Below are 1,548 nucleotides of genomic sequence, written 5' to 3'. Positions count from 1 at the left end.
GGAGCGGACACCGGGGCTCAACGAGGCCGTGGCCGCCCTGTTGCCCCTCGTGAACGCACAGAAAAACCAACTTAGTGCCCGGGACATTGCCAACCTGCTGTGGGCCATTACGAAACTGGTGGAAAACGGGCTGAAGCGGACACCAGGTCTCAACGAGGCCGTGGCCGCCCTGTTGCCTCTCGTGAACGCGCAGAAAGACCAATTTACTCCTCAGCATATCGCCAATCTGCTGTGGGCCATGGCGAAACTGGTGGACAACGGGCTGGAGCGGACACCAGGAGTCAACGAGGCCCTGGTCGCTCTGTTCCACCGGGTTAACACACAGAAAGGCCAATTTAATGTCCAGGATATCGCCAACCTGCTGTGGGCCATGGCGAAACTGGTGGACAACGAGCAGGAGTGGACACCAGGACTCAAAGAGGCCGTGGCCGCGCTGTTGCCCCACGTGAACGTGCAGAAAAACACATTTAATGCCCAGGGAATCGCCAACCTGCTGTGGGCCATGGCGAAACTGGTGGACAACGGGCAGGAGCGGACACCAGGGCTCAACGAGGCCGTGGCCGCACTGTTGACCCACGTGAACGTACAGAAAGACCAATTTAAAGCCCGGGATATCGCCAACCTGCTGTGGGCCATGGCGAAACTGGTGGACAGCGGGCAGGAGTCGACACCGGAGCTCAAAGAAGCTGTGGCCGCCCTGTTGCCCCACGTGAACGCACAAAAGGCTCACTTTAAACCACAGGGTATCACCAACCTGCTGTGGGCCATGGCGAAACTGGTGGACAACGGGCAGGAGAAGACAACAGCGCTTAACAAAACCGTGCTCGCACTGTTGCCCCGCGTGAAAATACAGAAAGACCAATTTATTCCTCAGCACATCGCCAACCTGCTGTGGTCCATGGCGAAACTGGTGGACAACGGGCAGGAGTCGACACCAGAAATCAACGAGGCCGTGACCGCACTGTTGCCCCACGTGAATACACTGAGAGCTACCTTTAAACCACAAGAGATTGCCAACCTGCTGTGGGCCATGGCGAAACTGGTGAACAACGGGCAGGAGCAGACACCAGCGCTCAACGAGGCTGTGGCCACGCTGTTGCCTCACGTGAACGCACAGAAAGACCAATTTATTCCTCAGCACATCGCCAGCCTGCTGTGGGCCATGGCAAAACTGGTGGATAACGGGCAGGAGTGGACACCAGAGTTCCAAGCGGCCTTGGCTGCACTGTTACCCCACGTGAGGGCACAGAAAGCTGACTTTAAACCACAGAGTATCGCCAACCTGCTGTGGGCCATGGCGAAACTGGGTGAACTCGTTGAGCTGAATGTGGTTACCTCTACATTCGAATCGCTTGTCTACCGAATCAGTGAAAACCCTCAGCTCTGCAGGCAAGTTATATCGATGTCTCTCTGGGGCGTAATGGTATGCTGTGCCAGGTTGTCTCTAGACTCCAATGCCAATAAAAATAACGTGCTTGAAAAGCACATGGATGACCTGTTGACTCGCCTGAAAAATACATCACCAGATAATGAAGAGGATCAAACCAT

Annotated in this window: 1 protein-coding gene; it reads left to right on the top strand. The window is 55.6% G+C overall.

Translation table 11 applies throughout. The annotated features are described in order from the left end of the window. On the top strand, positions 1–1,548 hold a 1,548-nt coding region (locus ACO6V1_RS23875; RefSeq protein ID WP_422469078.1), incomplete at both ends, for a DUF1601 domain-containing protein.

It is taken from the genome of Endozoicomonas sp. ALC013 (assembly GCF_049310205.1).
Classification (GTDB): Bacteria; Pseudomonadota; Gammaproteobacteria; order Pseudomonadales; family Endozoicomonadaceae; genus Endozoicomonas.
Note: the sequence above shows the minus strand (reverse complement) of the source record. Positions and strands in the feature narration are given on the sequence as shown.